Origin of the sequence: Agromyces indicus, assembly GCF_031432295.1 — a bacterium.
GTDB lineage: Bacteria > Actinomycetota > Actinomycetes > Actinomycetales > Microbacteriaceae > Agromyces > Agromyces indicus.
Genome location: NZ_JAVKGS010000001.1, coordinates 538,602 through 558,799 on the forward strand (window position 1 = coordinate 538,602; position 20,198 = coordinate 558,799).

At 72.4% G+C, this 20,198-nt stretch carries 16 protein-coding genes and 1 tRNA gene; 10 read left to right on the plus strand and 7 right to left on the minus strand.

The window, feature by feature from the left end; genetic code table 11:
* Window positions 1-17: 17 nt before the first annotated feature.
* The 4 genes from RH861_RS02580 to RH861_RS02595 form a co-directional block, all read right to left on the minus strand.
* Entirely contained in the window at window positions 18-1,478 is a 1,461-nt protein-coding gene (locus tag RH861_RS02580; RefSeq protein WP_310519618.1) for a GH1 family beta-glucosidase, read from the minus strand.
* A complete protein-coding gene (locus tag RH861_RS02585) occupies window positions 1,475-2,416 on the minus strand; it encodes a carbohydrate ABC transporter permease (RefSeq protein WP_374760943.1) in 942 nt (313 codons plus the stop codon). Before RH861_RS02585 ends, RH861_RS02580 begins: the two co-directional genes overlap by 4 nt.
* 2 nt (window positions 2,417-2,418) lie before the next feature.
* Window positions 2,419-3,396 (minus strand): carbohydrate ABC transporter permease, encoded by a 978-nt coding sequence (locus RH861_RS02590; RefSeq protein WP_310519619.1) that lies wholly within the window; start codon window positions 3,394-3,396, stop codon window positions 2,419-2,421.
* 83 nt (window positions 3,397-3,479) lie between these two features.
* Window positions 3,480-4,745 (minus strand): ABC transporter substrate-binding protein, encoded by a 1,266-nt coding sequence (locus tag RH861_RS02595; RefSeq protein WP_310520269.1) that lies wholly within the window; start codon window positions 4,743-4,745, stop codon window positions 3,480-3,482.
* A 289-nt stretch (window positions 4,746-5,034) separates the two neighbouring features.
* Here RH861_RS02595 and RH861_RS02600 point away from each other — a divergent pair, with 289 nt between their 5' ends.
* The 5 genes from RH861_RS02600 to RH861_RS02620 all read left to right on the plus strand — a co-directional run bounded on the left by RH861_RS02600 (window position 5,035) and on the right by RH861_RS02620 (window position 10,716).
* The gene (locus RH861_RS02600) at window positions 5,035-5,709 is read left to right on the plus strand and encodes an amidase domain-containing protein (protein WP_310519620.1); all 675 of its coding nucleotides are present in this window, start codon (window positions 5,035-5,037) and stop codon (window positions 5,707-5,709) included.
* On the plus strand, window positions 5,709-6,527 hold the full coding sequence (locus RH861_RS02605; RefSeq protein ID WP_310519621.1) for a M15 family metallopeptidase: 819 nt from the start codon (window positions 5,709-5,711) through the stop codon (window positions 6,525-6,527). Before RH861_RS02600 ends, RH861_RS02605 begins: the two co-directional genes overlap by 1 nt.
* A 100-nt stretch (window positions 6,528-6,627) precedes the next feature.
* Complete coding sequence (locus tag RH861_RS02610; RefSeq protein WP_310519622.1) at window positions 6,628-7,065, plus strand: hypothetical protein; 438 nt, start codon at window positions 6,628-6,630, stop codon at window positions 7,063-7,065.
* 169 nt (window positions 7,066-7,234) lie between these two features.
* Window positions 7,235-9,406, plus strand: coding sequence for a glycosyltransferase (locus RH861_RS02615; protein WP_310519623.1), 2,172 nt, complete (start codon window positions 7,235-7,237; stop codon window positions 9,404-9,406).
* Window positions 9,403-10,716 carry a nucleotide disphospho-sugar-binding domain-containing protein gene (locus RH861_RS02620; RefSeq protein ID WP_310519624.1) on the plus strand — a complete coding sequence of 438 codons (1,314 nt, stop codon included), beginning with the start codon at window positions 9,403-9,405 and terminating at the stop codon, window positions 10,714-10,716. Before RH861_RS02615 ends, RH861_RS02620 begins: the two co-directional genes overlap by 4 nt.
* Window positions 10,717-10,762: 46 nt before the next feature.
* Here the strand turns inward: RH861_RS02620 and pgm are convergent, their stop codons facing one another.
* Window positions 10,763-12,397: a phosphoglucomutase (alpha-D-glucose-1,6-bisphosphate-dependent) gene (pgm, locus tag RH861_RS02625; protein ID WP_310519625.1), complete on the minus strand. Its 1,635-nt coding sequence runs from the start codon at window positions 12,395-12,397 to the stop codon at window positions 10,763-10,765.
* Window positions 12,398-12,545: 148 nt separating this feature from the next.
* The gene (locus tag RH861_RS02630; protein ID WP_310519626.1) at window positions 12,546-13,835 is read right to left on the minus strand and encodes a DUF445 domain-containing protein; all 1,290 of its coding nucleotides are present in this window, start codon (window positions 13,833-13,835) and stop codon (window positions 12,546-12,548) included.
* Between the two features lie 123 nt (window positions 13,836-13,958).
* Between RH861_RS02630 and pheA the strand changes: the two genes are divergently transcribed.
* Window positions 13,959-14,918, plus strand: coding sequence for a prephenate dehydratase (gene pheA, locus RH861_RS02635; RefSeq protein ID WP_310519627.1), 960 nt, complete (start codon window positions 13,959-13,961; stop codon window positions 14,916-14,918).
* Window positions 14,919-14,955: 37 nt separating this feature from the next.
* Here pheA and RH861_RS02640 read toward each other — a convergent pair whose 3' ends face one another.
* Entirely contained in the window at window positions 14,956-16,197 is a 1,242-nt protein-coding gene (locus tag RH861_RS02640; RefSeq protein ID WP_310519628.1) for a diacylglycerol/lipid kinase family protein, read from the minus strand.
* Window positions 16,198-16,304: 107 nt separating this feature from the next.
* Here RH861_RS02640 and serS point away from each other — a divergent pair, with 107 nt between their 5' ends.
* The 4 genes from serS (at window position 16,305) to RH861_RS02660 (ending at window position 20,171) form a co-directional block, all read left to right on the plus strand.
* Entirely contained in the window at window positions 16,305-17,573 is a 1,269-nt protein-coding gene (serS, locus tag RH861_RS02645; protein WP_310519629.1) for a serine--tRNA ligase, read from the plus strand.
* Window positions 17,574-17,581: 8 nt separating this feature from the next.
* The gene (locus RH861_RS02650; protein WP_310519630.1) at window positions 17,582-18,427 is read left to right on the plus strand and encodes an HAD family hydrolase; all 846 of its coding nucleotides are present in this window, start codon (window positions 17,582-17,584) and stop codon (window positions 18,425-18,427) included.
* Between the two features lie 34 nt (window positions 18,428-18,461).
* The gene (locus tag RH861_RS02655; protein ID WP_310519631.1) at window positions 18,462-19,946 is read left to right on the plus strand and encodes an LCP family protein; all 1,485 of its coding nucleotides are present in this window, start codon (window positions 18,462-18,464) and stop codon (window positions 19,944-19,946) included.
* A gap of 140 nt (window positions 19,947-20,086) precedes the next feature.
* Window positions 20,087-20,171, plus strand: a tRNA-Ser gene (locus tag RH861_RS02660).
* The last annotated feature ends 27 nt before the right edge of the window (window positions 20,172-20,198 follow it).

The window sequence follows — 20,198 nt, forward strand, 5'->3', positions numbered from 1 at the left end:
CGGGGGTCCGGCGGGGGTCAGCGAGCGGATGCCGCGGGCAGCGCGCGGTCTCGGATGACGGCCTGGTACGCCAGGCCGCTGTCCTTGATGGTGCGCTCCTGGGTCTCGTAGTCGACCCGGACGATGCCGAACCGCTTGTCGTAGCCCCAGGCCCACTCGAAGTTGTCGAGGATCGACCAGTAGAAGTAGCCGTGCACGGGCGTGCCCTCGTCGATCGCGTCGAGGATCGACGACAGGTGCGACAGCAGGAAGCCGGTGCGCTCGACGTCGTGCACGGCGCCGTCGGGCGACACCTCGTCGTCGTAGGCGGCGCCGTTCTCGGTCACGAACAGGCGCACCCCGGCCGGCCCGGTGTACTCCCGGTGCACCCGGCCAAGCAGTTCGCGGAGACCGTCGGGCTGCACCTCCCAGCCCATGCCCGTGCGCGGCAGGCCCTGCGAGTGGAAGTGGACGCCCTCGGCGGCGGGGAACGGCGACCGGGTCGGCCGGTCGGTCGGCGCCTGCCCCTCGATGGGGTTCGCCGCCGGACGGTCGCTCACGTACTCCCCGTGGTAGTAGTTCACGCCGAGCGCGTCGATCGGCGACGAGATCACCTCGAGGTCGCCGGGCTGGACGACCGCGTCGAGGCCCAGGGGTCCGACGTCCGCGAGGAGGTCGTCGGCGTAGTGCCCGCGGAAGAGCGGGTCGAGGAAGACGCGGTTGAACTGCCCGTCGATGCGGCGGGCCGCGTCGAGGTCGCCGGGGTGGGCCGGGTCGACGGGCTTCGCGACCGTGAGGTTCAGCGTGATGCCGAGGTCGAGCGAGGCGTCGCGTTCGCGCAGCGCCTGCACGGCGAGGCCGTGGCCGAGCAGCAGGTGGTGGGCCGCGGCGAGGCCCGCCGCGACATCCTGCCGGCCCGGCGCGTGCGCACCGCCCGTGTAGCTGAGGAACGACGAGCACCACGGCTCGTTGAGCGTCGTCCAGATGTCCACGCGGTCACCGAGCGCGTCGTGCACGCTCAGCGCGTAGTCGCGGAACCGGTACGCGGTGTCGCGGTTCGCCCATCCGCCCTGCTCCTCGAGGGCCTGCGGCAGGTCCCAGTGGTAGAGGGTGAGCCACGGCGTGATGCCCGATTCGAGCAGCTCGTCGACGAGGCGCGAGTAGAAGTCGACGCCCTTCGGGTTGACGGGCCCGCCGTCGGGACGGACGCGCGCCCACGACGTCGAGAACCGGTAGGCGTTGAGGCCGAGCTCGCGCATGAGCGCGACGTCGTCGCGGTAGCGGTGGTAGTGGTCGCACGCGACGTCGCCGTTGTCGGCGTTGACCACGGCGCCCGGCACGCGGCTGAAGGCGTCCCAGATGGAGTCCGTGCGCCCGTCCTTGTGGGCGGCGCCCTCGATCTGGTAGGCGGCCGCGGCTGCGCCGAGGAGGAAGCCCTCGGGGAAGCGGCGGACGGCCGCGGCGGTCGGTTCGGCGGCGGGGTGGGTGGTGATGGTCATCCCTTGACGGCTCCTTGCATGATTCCGGAAACGAGCTGCTTGCCCGCGACGACGAACAGCAGCAGCAGCGGGAGGGTCGACAGCAGCACGCCGGCGAGCACGATCGAGTAGTCCACGAAGTGGTTGGACTGCAGGAGCGAGAGCGCGACGGGCAGGGTCGGGTCGCTGCGGTCGAGCACGATGAACGGCCAGAAGAAGTTGTTCCAGGCCGTCACGAACGTGAACAGGGCGAGCATGGCGGCAGCGGGCCGGGCGGCGACGACGCCGACGGTCCAGAAGGTGCGGATCATCGACGCGCCGTCGACGCGTGCGGCCTCGATGAGCTCATCCGGCACGGCCTGGCGCAGGTACTGCGTCATCCAGAACACGCCGAAGGCGCTCGTGAGGGCCGGGACGATGATCGCCCCGATCGTGCCCGTCCAGCCGAGGTCGGCGAACAGGATGTACAGCGGCACCACGCCGAGCTGCATCGGCACGGCCATGGTGGCGACGACGAACACCAGCAGCGGCTTCGATCCGGGGAACCGCAGCTTGGCGAAGGCCCAGCCGGCGAGCGTCGAGGTGACGACGACGGATGCCGCGATGAGGGCCGAGCTGGAGATCGAGTTCCACAGCGCGGGCCAGAAGTTCACGGCCGGGTCGTTGACGACCGTCGCCGCGTTGCTGAGGAAGTTCCCGCCGGGGATCCACGACATGTCGGGGTCGTTCAGCGTCGACGCGTCGCCCGACCCGATGAGGAAGGACCAGTAGAAGGGGAACAGCGAGGCCAGGAGCACGGCCGTGAGGCCGCCGTACACCCAGAAGCCGGCGCGGGCGCCGCGGATGCGCGTGGTGCGCTGGCGGCCGCGGGGCGCCCGCCCGCGCGGCATCCGCCCGGCTGCGCCCGGCGTCGCCTCGGAGGCGGGCGCCGAGGCGGGGGAGGTGTCGAGTGCGGTCATGGCTATCGCCGCCCTTCGTCGCGCACGAGTCGCCTCGTGACGAGCAGGTTGATGAGGCCGATGATCAGGATGATGAGGAACAGGATCCAGGCGAGCGCGGCCGCCCGGCCGAAGTTCCACTGGCCCCAGCCGATGTCGTAGAGGTAGAGCGTGATCGTGAGCCACTGCTGCGCGGCGCCGCCGCGGCCGAACTGGTCGTACATGCGCGGCTCGTCGAAGATCTGCAGGCCGCCGATCGTCGAGGTGATGATCACGAAGATGAGCGTGGGCTTCAGCGAGGGGAGCGTGATGCTCCAGAACTGGCGGAACGCGCCCGCGCCGTCGACCTTGGCCGCCTCGTAGTAGTCGCGCGGGATCGCCTGCATGGCCGCGAGCAGGATCAGGGTGTTGTAGCCGGTCCAGCGGAAGTTCACCATCGTCGCGATCGCGACGTGGCTCCAGAACGGGTCCTTGTGCCACGGGATCGGGCTGACGCCGATGTCGGCGAGCACGTTGTTCACGAGCCCGTGGTTGTCGCCGAACATGTTGCTGAAGATCAGCGCGACGGCGACGGGCGCCATGACGAAGGGCACGAGCACGCCCATGCGCCAGAAGGTCTTGGCACGGATGTTGCGGTCGAGCATGGCGGCGATGAACAGCGCGACGATGAGCTGCGGCACGCTCGAGAGCAGGAAGATGCTGAAGGTGTTGCGCAGGGCGGTCCAGAACTGCGGCTGGCCGAGGATCCACGCGTACTGGTCGAAGCCGATGAACTCGCCGGAGTTGCGGACCAGGTCCCAGTCCATGAACGAGATGACGGCCGTGAACGCGATCGGGAAGAGCCCGACGATCGCGAACATGATGAAGAACGGCGAGATGTAGAGGTACGGCGAGACCTTCAGGTCCCAGCGGCTGAGGCGCTGGCTGAACGAGATCACGCGCGGCTGACGGGGCGGTCCGCTCGTCGGTGCGGCGGGCGGCCTGGTGGCGGTGGCGGTCACGGGGACTCCCGGGGTGTGCGGTGGGCGATCGAGGGCGGGTGGGGGCCGTGCGGGCGCGCGGCCCCCACCCGGTCAGCGGGGGACTAGAAGGCGCTGACCTCGGTGACCCACGTGTTCCACGAGGTCTTCTGGTCCTCGACGCCGTCGAAGACGCGGGTGACGGCGTTCTGCAGGGCGTCGTGGAACTGGAAGAACTTCGGGCCCTTGAAGGTCGCGACGGTCACGGCCTCGGCGCGGGCGATGCCGATCTCACCGGTGGGGGCGTCGTTGAAGTACTCGTTGGTGAAGGCGGTGAGGTCCTCGTCGCTGTACGACTCGGTCTGGCTCGGGAAGGTGCCGGCGTTGGCGAACGCCTTGACCTGCTGCTCGGGCGCGGTGAGCCAGTCGGCGAGCTTCAGCGCCTCCTCGACGTGCTTGCCGTTGGCCGGGACGGTCAGGTACGAGCCGCCCCAGTTGCCGCCGCCGCCGGGGAAGACGTCGGCGATGTCCCAGCCCTCGATCTCGGGCGCGTTGCCGGAGATCACGCCGTGCATCCAGCCCGGGCAGAGCATGGCGGCGAACTCGCCGTTGGCCATCGAGGCGAACCAGTCGTCGCTCCACTGGCCGGCGTAGGCCGAGATCGGCACGGCGCGCTCGACGACGGTGTTGTACGCCTCCTCGATGTCGGCGTTCTCGGTCGCGACGATGGTGCCGTCCGGCTCCTCGTACGCGGTCTCGAGCTGGTTCACGATGCCCTGGAGGACCGAGTTCGCGGAGTCGATGAACGGCTTGCCCGTGGCAGCGGTGTACTGGTCGGCGACGTCGAAGAAGTTCTCCCAGTCGCCCTCGAGCAGGGCGGCGACCTCGCCGCGGTCGGTCGGGAGGCCGGCGGCCTCGAAGAGGTCGGCGCGGTAGCAGACGCCCTGCGGGCCGATGTCGGTGCCGAAGCCCACGAGGCGGCCCTCGGCGTCGGTGGCCGCGGCCTCCTTCCAGTCGAGCCAGCGGCCCTCGGCGCTGTCGGGCACCTCGGCGAGCAGGTCGGAGTACTGCATCGCCTCGGTGAACCAGTCGACCTCGACGGCCTCGATGTCGGCGAGGCCCTCCTTGCCGAGCTTCTGGAAGTAGTTGGCGCGCGCGTCGTTGGAGGTGGCGGCGCGGTTGTGGACGATCGTGACGTTCGGGTTCTCGTCCATGTACTCCTGGAGGAGCTCGTCGGTGTACCCGAAGTCGTTGAACGTGGCGATGGTCAGCTCGACCGGGCCGCCCTCCTCCGAGGCGCTGTCGGCGCCCGAGGCGCAGCCGGTGGCGATGAGGGCGAACGAAGCGGCGCCGGCGACGGCCGCGAACGCCTTGGTGCGTCGTGAAAGCATCACGGTCACTCCCTTGTGTGCGTGGTTGACGGGGGCCTCGCGAGCACGCGTCACCCAGTGGTGAGAGCGCTCTCACGATACGGTTCCCGATGCTAGGCAGCCGGAATGCCACTTGTCAAGAGAGCGCTCTCACGGATGTCGCGCCGTGACCTGATCGTGACCGATGGAGCCCGCATCCCGCGGCGGGGCGGAGCCGGGTCGCCGATCCCGGCGTCTGCCCACCTCGCACTCAGGCCCAGCGGATGCCGCTCCCGGCGTCCTCGGAGCCGGCGCGGTTAGCGTGGCCCGCGTGATCCGAACCCTCCTCGCCGCCGGCCTCGCCGCGGGGCTCGCGCTGTGCGCGACCGGCTGCGCCGGCATCCCCCCGTTGCCGCCGCAGGCGACGTCGCCCGACGCCGCCGCCTCCGTGCCGCGCGCCGGCGTCGCGGGTTCGGGCGAGCGGACGGACGTCGAGTCCGAGTACGTCGCGGACGAGACCTCGGACCCGGCCGTGCTGGCGCAGCTCGAGTACGTCCTCGCATACTGGTCGGATTACAACGACGAGGAGTGGGGCGTGCTCGAGGGCAACGACTGCGTGAACTTCGCCAGCCAGGCGCTGGTCGTCCGCGGCTGGGAGCAGGACGACGAGTGGTTCCACGGCGGCGACCCCTACGCCTCCAGCCCGACCTGGCGCAGCTCCACGGCGATGCACGACTGGCTCTCGACCCGCCCCGACCTCGCGACGCCGCTCGACGACTCGGCTCGGGCCGACGTGCAGCTCGGCGACCTCGTCCAGTTCGACTGGGACGACTCGGGGGACCGCGACCACACCGGTATCGTCACGCGCATCGAGCGCAGCGACGACGGCGAGGTGAAGATCTCCTTCGCCGGGCACACGCGCGACAGCGACTACCGCGACGTCGACGTGGCCATCACGGAGGAGCACCCCGGGGCCTCGGTCTACTACTGGCGCCTGGCCGGCTGATGTCGGAGGGAACCGGACCCAGCCCCGAGGTGCAGCGACGACGACTCATCGTGGCGTCCGTGCTCAGCGTCGTCCTGATCATCGGCTCGTTCACCGCGCTCATCGCGACGGGCGCCGGAACGGCCGGGCGCGAGGCCGAGGGCGAGCCCGCGGCATCCGCCGAGGCGACGCTCGCCCCCGCGACCGAGCGCCCCGCGCCCGCCGAGACCGCAACGCCGGAGCCGGTCGTGCCCGCGTTCGACAAGGGCGCGCACTCGATCGACGACCCCGCGAGCATCTGGGTCGTCGTCGACAAGCTGCGGCCGCTGCAGCCGCAGGACTACGAGCCGGCCGACCTCGTCGCCGTGCCCGTCGCCCACACCTGGGAGCCGCTGCTGCGCCAGGAGGCGGCCGACGCCGTCGTCGCCATGTTCGATGCCGCCGCACAGGAGGCCGGTCTCGCGCTCGCCTCGAACAGCGCCTACCGCTCGTTCGGCGCCCAGGAGAGCATCTACGCCGGCGACGACGACCTCACCGCACGCCCCGGCTACAGCGAGCACCAGACCGGACTCGCCATCGACATCGGCCCCGAATCGGGCGTGTGCTCGCTCGACGTCTGCTTCGCCGACACGCCCGAGGGGCAGTGGCTGCGCGACAACGCCCACCGGTTCGGGTTCGTCCTGCGCTACCCGGCCGACAAGCAGGCGGTGACCGGGTACCAGTTCGAGCCGTGGCACTTCCGCTACGTCGGCGCGGACCTCGCGGCCGAGATGCGGACCCAGGGCATCCCGACCCTCGAGGAGTTCTTCGGCCTCCCGCCGGCCCCCGAGTACGGCTGAGCGTTCACCGGGTTCCCAGCCAGTGCGAGGGATCCTCACACGGCACCGTGGTCTCATGGTCGTGTCCCCCTTAATGCCGACATGAGAACCCCCGCCCATCGTGCCCCGTAAGATCCTCCTCCCCACGTTCCGCCGCTCGACCTTCCGCGCCCCCGACCCCGAGGCCGCCGCGCGCTTCGACCTCGCCCTGCCCGGGGCCAACGTCGACGACGACCGCCGAGCCGCCGCCGAGCTCGCCGAGCTCGACGACCTGCGGAGCCAGTCGATCGAGACGGCGCTGCTCGAGCAGCGGCGACTCGTCGAGGACCGCCTCGCCGCGGAGGCCGCCGAGGACCGCGCGGCGGCAGCGCGCCGCCACGGCCTCGCCGCCGAGGAGGCCGACACCGGTGCCGTCGCACCCGGGCGGCCGCAGGTGGCCCGTTCGTCCTTCGTCGCCGGGCCCGCGGGGGAGCGCCCGCGGCATCCGCGCCACCGCGCCGACCGCGTCGGCAACCGCCGCCCGACGAGCGGCCCACGGCGCCCCGTCGTCGTCGGCTGACGCCCGACCGCGCCCAGCGAACGACCCTCCGGCCCTCACCGCATTCCCAGCAAGCCGTAGCGAATCGTCAACCTCGCGACCATATGATCCGCGAGGGGGCGGCATTCCGGCGCCCGCACCGGTGTCACGCCGCGGAGCCCGCCCGCGCGTGCCGACGAGGGGACCACCGATGGGCGTTCAGACCGCACTCGACGCCGTCACGGGAGCGCCGGCCATCGTCGATGCGATGCGCCTGGCCGACGACCTCGCCTTCGAGGCGAGCCGCGATCCCGGACTCCGCACCGTGCGCGTGCTCGCGCAGGCCTTCCAGGGCGACGACGAGCTCACCGCGATCGCGGCGACGCATGCCCTCGCCGGGGTGTTCGACGCAGGGGCGGCGAAGCTGCTCGTGCGCCTGCTGTCCGACGAGCGCGCGTTCCTCCGAGAGCACGCCGCGTGGGCGCTCGCATCAGGTCTGCCGCGGGCCGACGCGATGGGCGCGCTGCTCCGCCTGGTGACGGACGGCGGCTTCACGGGCATGCTCGCGCAGCGCACCCTCGAGCAGTGGGCCGAGTCGAACGCCGACCCGCTCGTCGTCGGCGTCGAGGGCGCCCTCCTCGGGGTTCGCGAGCCCGCAGCCCGCGCCCGGCTCGTCGAGACGCTCGGCCTCGTCCGCGACCCGATCGCGACGGCCGCGCTCGTGCGGGTGGCGACGGATGCCGCCGAGCCCGAGCCCGTCCGCGTGGCCGCGATCGCCGCGCTCGGCGACCGCCCCGCGAGCCCCGAGCCGCTCGCCGAGCTCGAGCGCCTCGCGGACGGCGACGGGCTCCTGGCGGACGTGGCCCGCCTCGCGCTGGCGGACCTCGCCCGACCCGCGCCCGATGCGGCGACCCGGACGGCCCGCTCCGGCATCACGGTCGCGCAGCTCTTCCTGCACGCCGACATCGACCCCGCGCTCAGCGCGGCCGGCGCGGGCGACAACGGGGGCATCGCGACGCTGCTCGTCCGGCTCGGCGATGCGCTCGCGGCGTCGCCCGACGCGGGGATCCGGCGCGTGCTCACCCTCTCGCGCGGATCGGCACGGCAGGCGGTCGTCGACCTCGACGCCCTCCGCGAGGACGCCGCCGGCCACGTGTACGGCCGCATCCCGCTGCTGCACGACCCGGTGCCGTCCGCGGCGGCGTGGCCGCTCCGGGTCCCGGCCGAGCGAGCGATCCGTCGCGTGCTCCGGTCGGCCGGGCGCGTGGACGCGCTGCACCTCCGGATGGCCGACGTGGGGACGCTCGCCGCCGTCGAGGCCGCCCGCGAGCTCGGCATCCCCGTGGTGTTCTCGCTCGCTCCCGACCCCCACGGGGTCATCGAGTCCCTCGACCGCGCCGGCCGTCTCACGCGCGAGAACTTCGGGCGCACCGACCTGGCCGAGCACTTCTGGTTCCGCGCGCGGCTCGTGCAGCGCGTCGCGGCGAACGCCGCCCACACGGTGCTGTTCCCGCGGCCGCGGCTCGAGGAGGACCTGCTCCGGCTCGTCGGCGTCGACCTGACGGCGCATGCCGAACGGCACACGATCGTGCCCGAGGGCGTCGACTTCGCGACGATCGAGGGGGCCGTGGCCGAGGCGACCGGTCACGCCGACGGCGGTGCGCCGACACCGGCGATCGCCGAACTCCGCGACCTCGTCGCCGACCTCGCCCCGGAGCGCCGTGGACTCCGGCTCGTCATCAGCGTCGGGAGGCTCCACCGCGTGAAGGGCATGGCGGCGCTCGTCGAGGCGTGGGCCGGCAGCGGGCTCGCGTCGCGGGCGAACCTGCTCATCGTGGGCGGCGACCTGCGGCATCCGTCACCCGACGAGCTCGAGCAGCTCGACCGCATCGACGCCTGCGTGCCGCCGGCCGATCGCGCCGCCGCCGGACTGATCCTCGCCGGCCACCGGCCGAACGGCGTCACCGCTCGATGGATGGCGGCCGCACGAGTCGGCCTGCCGGACCTCGCCGCGCCCGGCGGAGTGTATGCCTGCGCGAGCATGAAGGAGGAGTTCGGCCTCGCGATCCTCGAGGCGATGGCGACCGGCCTCTTCGTCGTCGCCCCCGACGGCGGGGGACCGGCGACGTACGTCGACGACGGCGTCACCGGCATCCTCACCGCGACCTCCGAGCCGGATCGCCTCCGCGCGGCGCTTTCCGCGGCGCTCGACACGGCCGGCGGCGAAGCGTCGGCAGGGGACGACTCGCGAGCCGACCTGTCCCGGGCGACGGTGCGGGCCGAGTTCACGATCGAGCGGATGTCGCAGGCGCTCGCCGGCGTCTACGACGGCGTCGCCCGAGCCGAGGCCGAACTGCTCCGCCGCACCGAGGCGGTCGCATGACGCTCCTCGTGATCAGCCCCGACTACGCCTCCCACCTTCTGCCGCTCGCCACGCTCGCCACCGCGTGGCGCGACCGGGGCGAGCGGGTCGTCGTCGCGACCGGGCCGGCCACGGCCGCCATCGTCGAGGAGTTCGGGCTCGAGCGGGCCGACCTGAGGCTGGGTCGCGGCAGCAACCCGGGCGTCATCGCCGCCGACGAGCAGCCCGTCGACGAGGGCGAGTCGCTGCGGGGCTTCTTCGCCGCGACCCGGGAAGGGGCCGTGCCGACCCTCGCGTACCAGGCGGCGGAACGGCTCACCGATCTCATGTGGCGGCCCGTCGAGGCGGCCCGGGCCGTCCGTCGCATCGTCGACGACGTGCGTCCCGACCACGTGATCGTCGATCACCTGGCCTTCAGTGCTCGGCTCGGGCTGCAGACCGGGGGCGTTCCGCACGGCGACGTCGTGCTCGGGCACCCGACCGCCCTGCCCGTCGGCGACGAGGTGTACGGGTATCCGCCGGCGTGGCCGTCGGCCTTCCGTCCCGAGCCCGCCGAACTCGCGGGCCTGCGGGAGCTCTGCGAGCGGGTCTCGGCGCGCTTCACCGCCGAGTGGAACGCCGCCGCCCGCGAGCTCGCCCCGTCGCACCCGCCGACGGCCGACGCGTTCGCCGAGCACGGGCCCCTCGTGCTGTACAACTCGCCCGCCGAGCTGTCCGACGACGACCGCCGGCACCTCCTGCCGCCGCACCGGTTCCTCGGCTCGGCCCGGCGGATCGAGCGGGTCGACGACGACGTCGAGCGGTGGATCGCCGGAGCCGGGCCGTTCGTCTACGTGAGCTTCGGCAGCTTCCTCTCCGTGCGCGGCGATGTGCTGCGCCGGGTCGTCGAGGCGCTCCGGACGCTCGGGCTGCGGGCGGCCGTGGCCACCGGGTCGACGGATGCCGCGGAGCTCGGCGACGTCCCGGCCGACTGGCTGGTGCGCCGCTATCTGCCGCAGGTGCGCCTTCTGGACGACGCCGCGGCGGCCGTCACGCATGGCGGGAACAACTCGGTGACCGAGGCGATCGGCGCCGGGGTGCCGCTCGTCGTGCTGCCGTTCTCGACCGACCAGTTCGCGGGTGCGGCGTCGATCGAGGGTGCCGGGTTCGGCGTCGCGCTCGACCCGAACGCGGCATCCGTCGACGACCTCGCCGTCGCGCTGCGCCGCGTGCTCGACCTCGACCCCGCCGCGCGGTCGCGCCTGGACGACGCCGCGGCGCGCCAGGCCGAGCGGCCCGGCCCCGAGCTCGCGTACGAGGCGCTCGTCGAGGGCGCGCGCTCGGCCGCTTGAGGCGACCGGGTCGGCGCCCCGCCGGCCGGCGTCGAGGGCGCGCGCGTCAGCCCGCGGACTGCAGCGCCGCGTCGACGATCCGCTTCGCCTCGGCCTGCACCTCGGCCAGGTGCTCCGGTCCGCGGAACGACTCGGCGTAGATCTTGTACACGTCCTCCGTGCCGCTCGGGCGGGCCGCGAACCAGGCGTGCTCGGTCGCGACCTTGACGCCGCCGACCGCCGCGCCGTTGCCCGGCGCCGACGAGAGCTTCGCGACGATGGGCTCGCCGGCGAGTTCCGTCGCCGCGATCGCGTCGCCGTCGAGCTTGCCGAGGGCCGCCTTCTGTGCAGCGGATGCCGCGGCATCCGTTCGTTCGTAGGCCGGGTCGCCGAACCGCTCGACGAGCTCGGCGTACAGCTGCGAGGGGCTCTTGCCCGTGACCGCGCGGATCTCGGATGCGAGCAGGCACAGCAGGATGCCGTCCTTGTCGGTGGTCCACACCGTGCCGTCCTTGCGGAGGAACGAGGCGCCCGCGCTCTCCTCGCCGCCGAACGCGACCGAGCCGTCCAGGAGGCCGGGCACGAACCACTTGAACCCGACCGGCACCTCGACGAGCTTCCGGCCGAGCGCCTCGGCGACCCGGTCGATCATCGAGCTCGAGACGAGGGTTTTCCCGATCGCGGCATCCGCGGGCCAGCCCGGGCGGTGCGTGTACAGGTACTCGATCGCGACCGCGAGGTAGTGGTTGGGGTTCATGAGGCCGCCGTCGGGCGTGACGATGCCGTGCCGGTCGGCGTCGGCGTCGTTGCCGGTGAAGATGTCGAAGCGGTCGCGGTTGGCCAGCACCGACGCCATCGCGTTCGGGCTCGACGGGTCCATGCGGATCTTGCCGTCCCAGTCGAGCGTCATGAACGACCAGCGCGTGTCGACCTTCTCGTTCACGACCTCGAGGTCGATGCCGTACCGGTCGCGGATGGCGCCCCAGTAGCCCACCGACGCACCGCCGAGCGGGTCGGCACCGATGCGGATGCCGCTCGCCCTGATCGCGTCGAAGTCGATGATCTGCGCCAGGTCCTCGACGTAGTTGCCGCGGAAGTCGTACGTCTCGACGGCGCTCGGCTCCGCCTGGTTCACCTCGCGGAGCGAGCCGGCGATGAGCTCGTTGGCCCGGTCGGCGATCCACTTCGTGGCATCCGAGTCGGCCGGACCGCCGTGCGGCGGGTTGTACTTGATGCCGCCGTCCTGGGGCGGGTTGTGGCTCGGCGTGATGACGATGCCGTCGGCCTCGCCCTCGGCGCGCCTGGCGGGGTCGTTGTTCCACTTCAGGATCGCGTGGCTGAGCGCCGGCGTGGGGACGTAGTCGTCGAACTCGTCGGCGAGCACGCGCACGCCGTTGGCGACGAGCACGTCGAGCGCCGTGGTCTGGGCGGGACCGCTGAGCGCGTGCGTGTCGGCGCCGATGAACAGCGGGCCGGTGATGCCCTGGCTGTTCCGGTAGTCGACGACGGCCTGCGTGATCGCGAGGATGTGGTCCTCGTTGAACGCGGTGTTGAGGCTCGACCCGCGGTGTCCCGAGGTGCCGAACACGACCCGCTGCTCCGGGATCGAGACATCCGGATGCCGGTCGTAGTACGCCCTGAGCAGGGCCTCCACGTCGATCAGGTCGGATTCGGTCGCCGGAGTTCCTGCTCGCTCGTGCATGCCCCCATCCTGCCGCGCCCTCCGGATCGGCGACACCCCTTGCGCCTCCCACGCACTCTTCTCAGGAGCGGCGCGGCGGAACCGAACGTTTCTCAGGACGACACGCCGGCGACATGCGCCGCCGGACGCAGAACTCCTGAGAAGGGGCTCACGCGAGGGACTGGACGGTGGTCGCGATCGCGTGGATCGTGAGGCCCGCGAGCGCCCCCACGACGGTGCCGTTGATGCGGATGACCTGCAGGTCGCGCCCCACCTGCAGCTCGAGCTTCTCGGTCGTCTCCGTGGGGTCCCACCGCTCGACGGTCTCGGTGATGAGCCCCGCGATCTCGTGCCGGCTGCGGCCGACGACGTAGGTCGCGGCATCCGTCACCCACGCGTCGACCTTCGCCGCGAGCGCCGCATCGGTCGCGAGTCTCGTGCCGAGCTCGGCGAGCGCGCGGCGAGCCCGGCGGCGCAGGTCGCTGTCGGGGTCGTCGAGCGCGGCGGTCACCGTCTCCTTGATCGACGACCACGCCTCGCCGGCGAACTCGCGCAGCCGCGGGCTGTCGGCGAGGTCGTGCTTCAGCTGCTCGACGCGCGCGATCACGGCCGGGTCGTGCTGCAGGTCGTGCGCGAGTTCGGCGAGCCACTCGTCGATGGCGAGGCGCAGCGGATGCCGCGGGTCCTCCCGCACCCCGGCCACGAACGCCACGATCTCGCGGTGGGCCCGGTCGTCCACGACCCGGCCGACGAAGCCCGGCATCCAGCGGGGGAGCCGCTCGGACACCATGTTCCCGAACGCCTCCGGGTGCTCGGCGAGCCAGGCCTCGGCGCGCTCGAACACCGCGTCCACCGCGGCGCGCTGCTGGTCGGCCTCGACCAGTCGTGCGCCGACCCGGCCGATCGCAGGTCCCCACTCGGGTTCGAGCAGGTGCCGCCGGGCGAGCTGCTCGAGCACCTCGGCGACGTCGTCGTCGGAGAGCAGGGTGAGCACGCCGCGCCCGGCGACGGATGCCTCGGTGACGACCCGTTCCGCGTTGGCGGGGGCGCGCAGCCACTCGCCCGCGCGCCGGGCGAGCCCCATGCGCTGCAGCTTGTCGCGCACGACGTCGTCGCGCAGGAACTCGTCCTGCACGAACGCGCCGAGCGCCGCGCCGATCTCGTCCTTCCGGTTGGGGATGATCGCCGTGTGCGGGATCCGCAGGCCCATCGGGTGGCGGAAGATCGCGGTGACCGCGAACCAGTCGGCGAGCGCGCCCACCATGGCGCCCTCCGCGGCGGCGCGCACGTAGCCCAGCCAGGGCACGGAGTCCTGCAGGGCGAACGCGAACGCGAACACCACGGCGGCCACGAGCAGCAGGCTCGTCGCGAGTCGCTTCATGCGCACGAGGGCGTCGAGCCGCTCGGCGTCGGTCGGCAGCGTGCGACGCCGCGTGGCGGCATCCGTCGTCTCGGTCATCGCTGCACCATCCCTTTCTCAGGAGTGTTCGCCGCATCTGCCGCTTTCTCAGGAGAACACGCCGCACCCTGCCCCGACCCGCCGAAGAACTCCTGAGAAAAGCGTGCGCCGTAGGCTGGGCGCATGACGGATGCCGCGACGCCACGACCCGACGAGACGTACTCGTACCTGGGCCCGGCCGGCACCTTCACCGAGGCCGCGCTCAAGCAGGTGCCCGAGGCCGCCGGCAAGCACTGGCGCAGCGTCAACAACGTCGGGGAGGCGCTCGCCGACGTGCTCGCCGGGCGCTCGACCGCCGCGATGATCGCGATCGAGAACTCCGTCGACGGCGGCGTGACCGCCACCCAGGACGCGCTCGCGACCGTGCCGGGGCTGCGCATCGTGGGCGAGTACCTCGTGCCGGTCAATTTCGTGCTCGTCGCGCGCCCCGGCACGCGGCTCGACGAGGTCCGCGTCGTCAACGCGCACCCGGTCGCCTACGCGCAGTCGCGGGGCTGGCTCGAGCGCCACCTGCCAGATCACGGCCACATCCCGGCGACGAGCAACGTGCAGGCCGCGGCATCCCTCTTCGAGAACGGTCTGGCGGATGCCGCGGTCGCCCCGCCCGGCATCGTCGACCACCTCGACGTCGACGTGCTCGCCGAGTCGATCGGCGACAACCCGAACGCCATGACCCGATTCGTGCTCGTGAGCCGGTCGCGCCGGATCGCCCCGCGCACGGGCGCCGACAAGACGAGCCTCATCGTCGAGCTGCCGGACGACGAGCCCGGTTCGCTGCTCGCGATGCTCGAGCAGTTCTCGACGCGCGGCGTCAACCTGTCGCTGCTGCAGTCCCGTCCGATCGGCGACGAGATGGGCCGGTACCGGTTCGTCGTCGACCTCGAAGGCCACGTGGAGGACGAGCGGGTCGCCGACGCGCTGCTCGGCCTCCGCCGCTTCAGCCCGAAGGTCATCTTCCTCGGCTCGTACGCCCGGGCCGACCGGCGCGAGGCGCAGTACCACTCGAAGTACGAGGACGACATCTTCATCGAGGCGCGCGACTGGCTGCGCGGCATCCTGAGCGGCGAGCCCGAGGAGGACTGACGCGGGGGGTCCCGCGGCCGCGCCGGCTGACCGGCAGCTACCGCTCGACCTCGTCCCGCTCGGACGCCGCCACGTCGGCCGCGGCGATCTCCGCGGTCGAGATCTCGCCGGACACGGGCTGGGTCGCGACCGCCTCCTCGGCGGCGGCCTCGGCCGCCTCCAGCTCCGCCTCGTCGAGTTCGCTGTCGAGTTCCTCGTCGGCCGGCGGCTCGCCCGCGGCCGACTTCTCGGTGGCGCGTTCCGTGGCCTCCTCGGACGCCCGCTCGGCGGTCTGCTCGGCGACGCGGACGACGAGCGCCTTCGGGTCGATCGCGAAGCGGGCCGCGGTGATCTGGCCCATCTCCTCGCCGTCGATCTCGAACTCCTGCGCCTCGCCGTCGATCACGATGTCGACCGTGCGACCGCTGGCGTAGACCACCTCGCGACGCTTGTTGCCGCCGGTCAGGTCGATGAGCTGGCGGCCGAGCGCGGTCTTGCGCAGCACACGGTTCTCCCACGCGACCTTCCGCCACACCATGAGCCAGCCCCACACGTTGCGCGGCTGCAGGCGGACGACGTCGAGCCGGCCGTCGTCGATGGCCGCCTCGGGGATGAGCTCGATGTTGCCGGGGAGGTATCCCAGGTTGGCGATGAGCACGCTGGCCACGCGCGACCGGTGCGTGCGGCCGTCGTCCATGCGGTGCGCCACGCGGAACGGCGCCGAGTTCGGGATGGCGCGGATGCCCGCGTCGACGTACGCCAGCCAGCCGACGCGCTTCTTCAGGTCGGGGTCGGTGTTGGCGATCATCGCGGCGTCGAACCCGATGCCGCTCATGACGAGCGAGACCTCGGTGTCGGTGGTGCCGTCGGGTCGCCGCACGCGTGCACGGAGGACGTCGACGGCGCGATCGACGCCCGTGAACGCGAGTGCGGCCGCGGCGGGGATGTCGTTCACCGGGATGTCGAGGTTGCGGGCGAAGAGGTTGCCGGTCCCGAGCGGGATCAGCCCGACCGGGATGCCCGAGTCCTCGAGGCCCTCGACGGCCGCACGCACCGTGCCGTCGCCGCCGGCGGCGATGACGAGGTCGACGCCCTCCTCGACGGCCTCCCGCGCCTGCCCGGTGCCCGGGTCCTCCGGTGTCGTCTCGAGCCACAGGGTGGGGCCGAAGCCGTGCTCGCGCTCGACCTCGGTCACCACGGCGCGCAGTTCCTCCACGCCCTCCTTGATCGGGTTGAAGATCACCGCGGCGCGCTTGCTGCCGCCCGCGGCATCCGTCACCTGTTCGTCGCCAGCCCTCATGGGTTGAATCTAGGGCATGGTCGCCGCGAGCGAGTCGTGCGACCGTCTTCGCGCCTGGGGCTTGACCGCGCGGGGTGCCGCCGGATGCCGCGACTACACTTGCACGGGTGATCGACCCGCTGCTGCTCCGCGAGAACCCAGACCTGGTCAAGCGCTCGCAGGAGGCGCGCGGCGAGTCTGCCGCCCTCGTCGACGAGGCGGTGGCCGCGGATGCCGCGCGCCGCGCCGCCATCGCGTCGTTCGAGACCCTCCGCGCCGAGCAGAACGCGTTCGGCAAGCAGGTCGCGAAGGCGCCGAAGGAGGAGAAGGCCGCCCTGGTCGCGCAGGCGCAGGAGCTCGCGGCGAAGGTCAAGCAGGCCAACGCCGACGCGAGCGCCGCCGAGGAGGCCTTCGGTGCGGCCGTCCAGCGCATCGGCAACGTCGTCATCGAGGGCGTGCCGGCCGGCGGCGAGGAGGACTTCGACATCCTGCGCGAGGTGGGCCAGATCCCCGCGTTCGGCTTCGAGCCGCGCGACCACCTCGAGATCGGCGAGCTTCTCGACGGCATCGACATGGCCCGCGGCGCCAAGGTGTCGGGCGCGCGCTTCCACTTCCTCAAGGGCGTGGGTGCCCGCCTTCAGCTCGGGCTCATGAACATGGGACTCGACAAGGCGGTCGCGAACGGCTTCACCCCGCTCATCACGCCCACGCTCGTCCGGCCCGAGATCATGCGGGGCACCGGCTTCCTCGGCGCGCACGCCGAGGAGGTCTACCACCTGCCGGCCGACGACCTCTACCTCACGGGCACGAGCGAGGTCGCGCTCGCCGGGTACCACGCCGACGAGATCCTCGACCTGTCGAACGGCCCCATCCGCTACGCCGGCTGGTCGACCTGCTATCGCCGCGAGGCGGGCAGCCACGGCAAGGACACGCGCGGCATCATCCGGGTCCACCAGTTCGACAAGCTCGAGATGTTCTCCTACGTCGACCCGGCCGACGCCGAGGTCGAGCACGAGCGGCTCCTCGGATGGCAGGAGGAGATGCTGCAGGCGCTCGGCCTGGCGTACCGCGTGATCGACGTCGCCGCCGGTGACCTCGGCTCGAGCGCGGCGCGGAAGTTCGACGTCGAGGCCTGGGTGCCGACGCAGCAGGCGTACCGCGAGCTCACCTCCACGTCGAACTGCACGACGTTCCAGGCCCGGCGCCTCGACATCCGCCACCGCACCGAGAGCGGGAAGACGGCGCCCGTCGCGACCCTCAACGGCACGCTCGCCACGACCCGGTGGATCGTCGCGATCCTCGAGACGCACCAGCAGGAGGACGGCTCGGTCGTCGTGCCCGAGGCCCTCCGCAGCTACCTCGGCGGCCTCGAGGTGCTCCGCCCCGTCGAGCGATGAGCGAGCGGATGCCGCGCAGCGCGGATCGACGAGTCGTCCCCGCCCCCGCGACCGAGGCCGACCGCTGGTTCGTGGCGCTCGATGTCGACGGCACGATCATGCACGAGGACGAGTCGATCGACGCGCGCGTGGCCGACTCCGTGGCATCCGCCGTCGCCCGCGGCCACCGCGTCACCCTCGCGACCGGCCGCTCGTGGTCGACCACGAGGCCCGTGCTCGAGCACCTCGAGCTCGACCCGGAGTACGTGGTGTGCGCGAACGGCGCCATGACCATGCGGCGCGACCCCTCTTCGCCCGACGGCTGGGTGCAGGCGCACGTCGAGACGTTCGACGCCACGCCGGTGCTGCGGCAGATCCGCGAGGTCCTGCCGAGCGGCCGCTTCCTCGTCGAGCTGGCCGACGGCTACCGGCTCTTCACCGAGGGCATGACCGACTGGAACCTCGAGCGCGCCCGCAAGGTCGAGTTCGACGAACTGCTCGGCCAGCCCGCCATCCGCGTCGTCGCGACGTCGATCGACCACGAGCTCGACGAGTTCTTCGAGATCGTCGACGAGATGGGCCTCAACCACGTCAGCTACGCCGTCGGCTGGACGGCCTGGCTCGACATCGCCCCCGACGGCGTGAACAAGGCGACGGCGCTCGAGCGCGTGCGCGGCTGGCTCGACGTGCCCCTGCGCCGGGTCATCGCGGTCGGCGACGGACGCAACGACATCGAGATGTTCCACTGGGCGAAGGCGGCGGGCCGCGCCGTGGCCATGGGGCAGGCGCCCGACGAGGTGCTGGCGGCCGCGAGCGAGGCGACCGGCACGATCGACGACGCCGGACTCGCGGCGGTTCTCGACTCCCTGCCCTGACGGCCGTGCCGCCCCGCCGCGAGTAGGATCGACGGTGGGGGACACGCGAATGGGCGATGAGGATCCGGGTCCGCGTGATGCGGAACGCGACGGCGCGGCGCCGGCGACGAACGGCGACGCGGCGACGGATGCGCCCGAGACCGATACGGCGACCGACGATGCGCCGATCGACGATGCGCCCGCGCCCGATGCGCCCGCCGGTGACGGGCTGATCGACACGCCCGTGCCGCCCGCGCCCTCGCGGACGCACACCGGCACCCCGGTGCTCGGCGAGGCCGACGTGCCGCCGGCCCGTCACGGGCGTCTCACCCGTCGTTCGACGGTGCGCACGGTCGCGAAGGTCGTCGGCGCCGCGGTCGCCGTGGTCGCCGTGAGCGCGACGGCGGTGGGCGCGTACGCCGTCGGCAACCTGGTGCGCGGCGTGCAGCCCGGCGTCGTGTTCGAGAGCGAGGAGATCCTCGCCGACGTGCCCGACATCGGCGCGATGGAGGGCGGCCTCAACTTCCTCCTCGTCGGCAGCGACAAGCGACCCGCCGACGGGTCGTTCGGCGACCCCGAGATCGATTCGGCCGAGCTCAACGACGTCACGATGCTGCTGCACATCTCCCAGGACCACTCGCACGTCGAGGTGGTGAGCTTCCCGCGCGACATGCTGGTCGACGTGCCCGAGTGCACCGACCCGGCCGACGCCTCGAGCACGCTCCCCGCGGGCTACGACGTGAAGCTCAACCAGGTGCTCTCCTGGGGCGGCCTGCCCTGCGTGGCGAAGACCGTCGAGCAGCTCACGGGCATCACCATCCCCGTCGGCGGCATCGTGCAGTTCAAGGGCGTGGCGGCGCTGTCCGAGGCGGTCGGCGGCGTCGAGGTGTGCCTCGTCGACCCGATCGACGACCCGCGCTCCGGGCTCAAGCTCGACGCCGGGCGCCACACGATCTCCGGCTACGACGCGCTGGCCTTCCTCCGCACCCGCCACGGCGTCGGCGACGGCAGCGACCTCGGCCGCATCTCGGTGCAGCAGACCTTCCTGGCGTCGCTGGCCCGGACCCTGCAGTCGAGCGGCACGCTCCGAGACCCGGTCAAGCTCTACGGCATCGCGCAGGCCGTCCTGCAGAACATGACGCTGTCGACGTCCCTGCAGGACCCGGGCCGGCTCATCTCGGTCGCGCGCACGCTCGCCGACGTCGACCTCGAGAAGATCGCCTTCATCCAGTACCCGACCGCCTACACATGGGACTTCTCGGCCGTCGAGCCGACGTCGTCCGCCGACATCGTGAACCGGGCGCTGCAGCAGGACGAACCCGTGGTGTTCGACCCGAACGCCACGAGCGAGGCGTCGTACGGCACGGCCGACCCGAACGCGCCGCCGACGGATGCCGCGAACCAGCCGCCCGCATCGGACCCCGTCGACACGCCCGTGCCCACGGTTCCCGCGACCGTGCCCGCCGCGGAGCAGCTGCCGCAGGACGTGACCGGCCTCACCGCGGCCGAGGAGCGCTGCGCCACGGCGAATCCCGGCTGATCCGACCGGATCGGCGCGGCGCGCCATCCGTTTCAGCGCTCCCACAGGCACGCCGTGGCAGGCTTTCGGAAGTGCGCGTCGGCTAGAATCGGGGCCTGTCCGCCACTCGGCACCGCCCAGCGGGCGCCGATGCGCGGCGAGGAGGGCTGTCCGAGCGGCCGATGGAGCCGGTCTTGAAAACCGGTGGGCAGCAATGCCTCGTGGGTTCGAATCCCACGCCCTCCGCACTACGAGACCCTGATCAGCAACGAC

Coding starts and splice junctions, on each gene's coding strand:
- RH861_RS02650 (WP_310519630.1), top strand. CDS start 17,582: ATGCCGCGCAGCGCGGATCGACGAGTCGTCCCCGCCCCCGCGACCGAG.
- RH861_RS02620 (WP_310519624.1), top strand. CDS start 9,403: ATGACGCTCCTCGTGATCAGCCCCGACTACGCCTCCCACCTTCTGCCG.
- RH861_RS02630 (WP_310519626.1), bottom strand. CDS start 13,835: ATGACCGAGACGACGGATGCCGCCACGCGGCGTCGCACGCTGCCGACC.
- RH861_RS02615 (WP_310519623.1), top strand. CDS start 7,235: ATGGGCGTTCAGACCGCACTCGACGCCGTCACGGGAGCGCCGGCCATC.
- RH861_RS02580 (WP_310519618.1), bottom strand. CDS start 1,478: ATGACCATCACCACCCACCCCGCCGCCGAACCGACCGCCGCGGCCGTC.
- pheA (WP_310519627.1), top strand. CDS start 13,959: ATGACGGATGCCGCGACGCCACGACCCGACGAGACGTACTCGTACCTG.
- RH861_RS02640 (WP_310519628.1), bottom strand. CDS start 16,197: ATGAGGGCTGGCGACGAACAGGTGACGGATGCCGCGGGCGGCAGCAAG.
- RH861_RS02605 (WP_310519621.1), top strand. CDS start 5,709: ATGTCGGAGGGAACCGGACCCAGCCCCGAGGTGCAGCGACGACGACTC.
- RH861_RS02585 (WP_374760943.1), bottom strand. CDS start 2,416: ATGACCGCACTCGACACCTCCCCCGCCTCGGCGCCCGCCTCCGAGGCG.
- RH861_RS02595 (WP_310520269.1), bottom strand. CDS start 4,745: ATGCTTTCACGACGCACCAAGGCGTTCGCGGCCGTCGCCGGCGCCGCT.
- pgm (WP_310519625.1), bottom strand. CDS start 12,397: ATGCACGAGCGAGCAGGAACTCCGGCGACCGAATCCGACCTGATCGAC.